Source organism: Wenzhouxiangella sp. XN79A (genome assembly GCF_012272825.1).
In the GTDB taxonomy this organism is placed as follows: domain Bacteria; phylum Pseudomonadota; class Gammaproteobacteria; order Xanthomonadales; family Wenzhouxiangellaceae.
In genome coordinates this window covers 1-5,354 of sequence record NZ_JAAWWS010000126.1, presented here as the reverse complement: position 1 = coordinate 5,354, position 5,354 = coordinate 1, and the positions used below count along the sequence as shown (strand labels likewise).

Below are 5,354 nucleotides of genomic sequence, written 5' to 3'. Positions count from 1 at the left end.
AGCGCTGCGATTTCCACCGTGACCAGGTCGCGGTAGCTGCCGGCCGGCAGTTCGCTGTCGCCGTCGACGTTGACGGTGAGGTCGTAGGCGGCGTTCCACTGCGGCTCGTCGCGTTCGATGCGCTGGTCGTCTTCCAGGCTTTCGTCCTCGATGTCGTCGTAGCTGATGCGGTAGAACGACTGGGCGTCCAGCGGGCCGGCCATGTAGCCGCCGTTGTCGGAGCTGAAGGAGACTTCGTAGCCTTCCGGGTTGTTGCAGGTCTCGGTGATCTCACCGACCCGAGCGTTCTGCTCGCCGTCGACCAGGTTCAGGTTGGTGCCCAGGTCGACCACGGCGATTTCGCACAGGTCACCGACGGTGCCCTTGATGACGATTTCGCCCGAGGTCTGGCCACCGACGGCGGCGAAGGCGGAGGTGCCGGCGAAGACGGCGGCGATGGCGGTTGCGATTGCGAGCTTGTTCATTGTCGTTTCCTCTATTGAATGGTTTCTTGTTGGGTGATTCGTTCGTTGTTCGAGGCCCGATGGCCTTCGCAAGTACGAATGCGATTTTCGTGCCAAAGTTGAGATGGAATACGGCAAAACACTGATCGTAATGAAGAAAAAAGTTCTATCGGGGGATCAAGCTACTGCCGTGCGACGGGGAAGACCAAGCCGATCGACAAAATGCGTCAGGCAATGTGACGCAGTGCGCACTTTCGGTCGCGGGCCGCGGTTCAATCGGTGCGGATCGTGATCCGGAGCACATCCTGGTAGTCGCCGGCCACCAGGCGTTCCAGTTCCCCCACATCGACGTCGAGCGTGACCGTATCGCCGGGCTCGAGACGGGTCTCCAGCGCCATGTTGCCGGCACCGGCAACGCCGCCGAGCGAAAGCGTGTACGGCACGGTGTATTCGGGAAACTCCTCATGCACGAGCGCGCCGTTGGCCGCCACGACGTCCAGCGTCACCGGTACGTTCCCGTCGAGGGTCAGCCAGGCGCGTCCGCGCCCGCCCGAGACCAGATTGCCGAGGGCCAGGAAACCCACCCCGCTGTCGAGCGGCTGCTCACCGGCATCGGAGCGGACCCGAAGGCGGGCGCCCGCGGGAACGTCCAGGGCGACGCGCTCACGAATCCGGTCGGTTTCGGTGGCCGATGCCGGGTCGCTGCCGGAATAGGCACGTTGAGTCAGCTGGATGTTGATTCGGCCGGCCGACAGGCCCGGGGCCGGCGTGACCACGAGGTCGAGGTCGAACGAAATCGGCCGATCGCGCGATACGGTTCCGCCGAGCAGACGGCGCGGATCGGCCGCGGAGACGTCAAGCAGCGGCGGACTGAACGGTCGCCGCTCGACGTGGGCGTCGACCTGGCTTGAATGCACCAGGTCGAATCCGACCAGAAATCCACAATCGACGCCTGAAGTGGTGAGTTCGATGCGGAAGGGGATCCGGATCTGCTGGCCTGACGCGAACTGCTCGAGCAGCCATTGATCGGCGACCGGGGGTTCGAGGGTCAGCTCGGGTCGACACGATTGCGCGCCGGCCGAACCGGCCGGAACCAGCAGTACCAACGCGGCGATCGATGCGAAGAACCGGGGTCGAATCATGGCGAGATCACTCCAAGCGGCTGGACGGCCGGGGTGGCTGGAATCTCGATCGGGCGATCGAGGCCGATGGCGGACACGCGAAGATGGTACCGGCCGGGTGGGATCCCGCCCAGTTCGACCTGACCTGTGCGGTTGCTGAAGAAGACGTAGGGTTCGCCGCCATCGGCCGGAACCAGTTCCCCGACGCTCAGCACCAGCGGCTGTCCGTCCGCGTCGTGCACCGCAAAGCGCAGCGCTGCACCGGGCACCGGCCCGACCGGGACCACCACGCCCTGCAGGAATCCGGCGCGGGCGACCGGCTGCAGATCGCCCGGATCGCTCTGGATCGGCACCTCCGGCAGGCCGATCGTGAAGCCGCGTTCGAGGTAGGGCGTCAGGTCGCCGACGACCGCGGGCCCCAGCAGACCGGATCGGCTGCGTGCCTCGTCGTCGTCGGGGTTGACCTCGACCCGCCCGGTTCCCGGCCGGCCGGCAAACACCACGAAGCCGTCGCCGACGCGATCGCCGAGCCCGAATCGGCCGTCGGCGAAGACCAGGGCGGTCTGTGCGGCCAACCGGGTCCGGGCGTTGTCGCCGATCGACCAGCGATGGTCGAGTCCGGCGCGAATCCTGTGGTTGCGGAACGAAGCCGATCCGCGCACGTCCTGGCTGCCGCCGCTGTCCTGGATGAACACGCTGGCGCCGTGGCCGCTGCCGGCCGACTGGCTGTTGTACCGCCAGCCGCCCAGCCAGTTGCCGTCGTTGTCGAACTCGGCGGTCAATGCATGCTTCCCCCGGCGGGGCTGCCAGTCCAGGGTCAGCGTCAGCCCGAGATCGTCCGGACCGGCGCCCTGTTGCGCGGTGCCTCTCAGCTGCACCGACCAGGCCCGGTTCGGTCGCCACGACAGCACCGAGCTGAAGCGGCCCTGCAGGCCGGCTTCGCGGTCGGCCAGCCGCAGGGTTCCGCTCCAGCGCAGCCGGTCGCCGAGCGGGCGGAACAGCGCGAATTCGCCGCGCAGCTCGCGGCCGGGTGCGGTTTCGATGCCGAACGGGCGGAATGCGTCGTCGCGCCAGCCCAGCCCCATCCGGAGGCTCCAGATTCGCCCGCGGCCGGGCTCCTGCTGCAGCGAGATCGTCCCGGCCGTCCCCGGCCGACGGTCGCGGCTGACCGCCAGCCCGCTGTTCAGCGACCAGCGGGCGAAGCCGATGTCGTTGCTCCAGTCGACCACCGCGTCGCCGCTGGCGCTGTCGGCCAGCAGGCCCACCCCGCTGGTCCAGCGCGCGTTGATGCCGCGCCGGATCGCGGCGCTGAACCAGGCCTCGTCGTGCTGCAGGCGCGGTCGATCTGCGCCCTGCAGCCAGGGCTGGCCGATGCTCACGTGGAACTCCTGCCGGCCGGCGCCCAGCCGGGTCCGATCGAACCAGCCGAACAGATCGAGTTGGCGATGGAGCAGGCCGTCGCGATACAGGTCGATCCGCACATCGTTGAGGCCGGCACGGAGCGGGAACTCCGACAGCAGGGTCGGTCCGGCCGGCAGCCGGACGCGCTCGACCAGGCGACCGTCGACGGTGACCTCCACTTCGGTCGGCGCTTCGAGCAGCAGCGGGGCGATCAGGCCGGGGAACGGTGGATCGTAGGGATCGATCGAGAACACCCGACCGAAGGAAATGCCGCGCAGCGGCAGCGCCGGCTGTTGACCGAAGGCCGGGCTGCGCAGCTCGCCGACGGTCAGTCGGACGCGGTGGCCGACGAAGTCGCGGTGAAGTCGGAACGGGCCGCGCCGAACCCGTCCCGTCGCTTCCGACCACGCCCCCTCACCCTGGATCGCCCAGCCTCGAACGTTGAAGAAACCATCGGCGGTGACTGCAGCGTCCAGTCGGTTGCGGTCGCTGTCGTGGACCAGGCTCGGCAACAGGTTCAGCCCGGCACTGACGGTCGCTGCGTCGTAGCGCGTGCGTCCGGCCGCCGGCGGCCGCTGCGGCGCGATCGGGACCTGCCATTCGATGCGGTACTCGGGGGGAACGTCCAGGCGCACCGCCAGCGCCACGGGATCGTAGGCCAGATCGATGCCGAACCGGGCCAGACGAGCCGGGTCGATGCGTGGTTCGGCCGAGTGAAGCGCCGCCAGCCGTTCCTCGGCGAGTACGGTCCGGAGCACTTCCAGTAGCGCTTCTCGGTCGATATCGACCAGGTCCGGGCCTTCGATCCGAGCGCCCACGCTGCCGAGAATCACGCCCTGGAGCATCAGATCGACGTCCAGCTCGATCGCCGCCGGGGTCTGGCTGCGGTTGCCGAAGACGCGTGCGAACAGGTCGTCTTCGTCTTGCGCGACGGCTCCGGACGAGGCCGTGCCGAGGGCGACCAGGCCGCCCAGCAGGCTCAGTCGGAGTCGCGCAACCACCGAACCTCGAGCTCTCGATCGGCCAGCCCGGCGCTTGCAGGAATCGCCAGCCGGCGAGTATGGCCGGCCAGCACGTTGACCGCAGCCAGGCCGTCGAGCTGGGCGGCATCGAGTTCGACGATCCGGCCATCGGCATACAGCGCGTAATCCTCGTCGCGGAGCACGGCGCGCATCGTCCCGGCGTTGCGGACCACCAGCACCACCCCGTCGTCGCCGACGTCCGGCTCGATCGACAGTCGTGCCGACGCACCCTGCGGCTGGACATAGACCGATGCCACGTAGCGGACCAGCAGGTCGAGACCGGCACCCTGGTCTTCATCATCGCCCAGATCGATCGGCAGTTCTTCGGCGATCAGGCGGAAGGCACGTTCGCGATCGAGCTCGGCCGGCCCGTTCCACTGCACGCGAACCGATTGCCGGCCGTTGGGCTGAAGGATCAACTGGCTGGGATAGACGGTGAACAGGTCGTCGGCCGGTGCCAGGATGTCCTCGCCGTCCGGCGTCATTTCGCGCGTGTGCATGGTGATTTCGACGGCGACCGGCGAAGGACTGGGGTTGTCGACCGAGAAGGTCTGGGTGGCCCCGCTACCGGCCGGTCGAAGTGTGGCGTCGATCGGCGTGAAGTTGAATGCCGCGACCGGTCCGGTCAGCACCGTCAGCACCAGCGCAAGCATCACGACCGCCGATGCGCTTCTTGCAATTGGCTGATTTATGGTTATCATCGGCGTACCTCTATTGAAGTTGGTTTTCTGACTTCAAACGATTCGGCCCGGGCTGGTTTCCAACCCGGGCCTTTTTTTGACCCGAGGACGGGTCCAGTGTAGCGAAGTACTCAGAGCGCTGCGATTTCCACCGTGACCAGGTCGCGGTAGCTGCCGGCCGGCAGTTCGCTGTCGCCGTCGACGTTGACGGTGAGGTCGTAGGCGGCGTTCCACTGCGGCTCGTCGCGTTCGATGCGCTGGTCGTCTTCCAGGCTTTCGTCCTCGATGTCGTCGTAGCTGATGCGGTAGAACGACTGGGCGTCCAGCGGGCCGGCCATGTAGCCGCCGTTGTCGGAGCTGAAGGAGACTTCGTAGCCTTCCGGGTTGTTGCAGGTCTCGGTGATCTCACCGACCCGAGCGTTCTGCTCGCCGTCGACCAGGTTCAGGTTGGTGCCCAGGTCGACCACGGCGATTTCGCACAGGTCACCGACGGTGCCCTTGATGACGATTTCGCCCGAGGTCTGGCCACCGACGGCGGCGAAGGCGGAGGTGCCGGCGAAGACGGCGGCGATGGCGGTTGCGATTGCGAGCTTGTTCATTGTCGTTTCCTCTATTGAATGGTTTCTTGTTGGGTGATTCGTTCGTTGTTCGAGGCCCGATGGCCTTCGCAAGTACGAATGCGATTTT

5 protein-coding genes are annotated in these 5,354 nt (G+C 67.1%); all 5 read right to left on the bottom strand.

Annotated elements, in window-relative coordinates:
* A partial coding sequence (locus HFP89_RS01995) for a hypothetical protein (protein WP_168715969.1) occupies positions 1–464 on the bottom strand: 464 nt, incomplete at its 3' end.
* A gap of 251 nt (positions 465–715) precedes the next feature.
* The gene (locus HFP89_RS01990) at positions 716–1,585 is read right to left on the bottom strand and encodes a hypothetical protein (RefSeq protein ID WP_168715972.1); all 870 of its coding nucleotides are present in this window, start codon (positions 1,583–1,585) and stop codon (positions 716–718) included.
* Positions 1,582–3,966, bottom strand: coding sequence for a hypothetical protein (locus HFP89_RS01985; protein WP_168715971.1), 2,385 nt, complete (start codon positions 3,964–3,966; stop codon positions 1,582–1,584). Before HFP89_RS01985 ends, HFP89_RS01990 begins: the two co-directional genes overlap by 4 nt.
* Positions 3,945–4,640 carry a fimbria/pilus periplasmic chaperone gene (locus tag HFP89_RS01980; protein WP_240955850.1) on the bottom strand — a complete coding sequence of 232 codons (696 nt, stop codon included), beginning with the start codon at positions 4,638–4,640 and terminating at the stop codon, positions 3,945–3,947. The genes HFP89_RS01985 and HFP89_RS01980 overlap by 22 nt, the downstream gene beginning before the upstream one ends.
* 158 nt (positions 4,641–4,798) lie before the next feature.
* The gene (locus HFP89_RS01975) at positions 4,799–5,266 is read right to left on the bottom strand and encodes a hypothetical protein (RefSeq protein ID WP_168715969.1); all 468 of its coding nucleotides are present in this window, start codon (positions 5,264–5,266) and stop codon (positions 4,799–4,801) included.
* Between the last annotated feature and the right edge of the window lie 88 nt (positions 5,267–5,354).

What these genes read in the sequence shown, in the direction of transcription:
- HFP89_RS01990 (WP_168715972.1), bottom strand. Translation starts at nt 1,585, where the DNA reads ATGATTCGACCCCGGTTCTTCGCATCGATCGCCGCGTTGGTACTGCTG.
- HFP89_RS01980 (WP_240955850.1), bottom strand. Translation starts at nt 4,640, where the DNA reads ATGCTTGCGCTGGTGCTGACGGTGCTGACCGGACCGGTCGCGGCATTC.
- HFP89_RS01975 (WP_168715969.1), bottom strand. Translation starts at nt 5,266, where the DNA reads ATGAACAAGCTCGCAATCGCAACCGCCATCGCCGCCGTCTTCGCCGGC.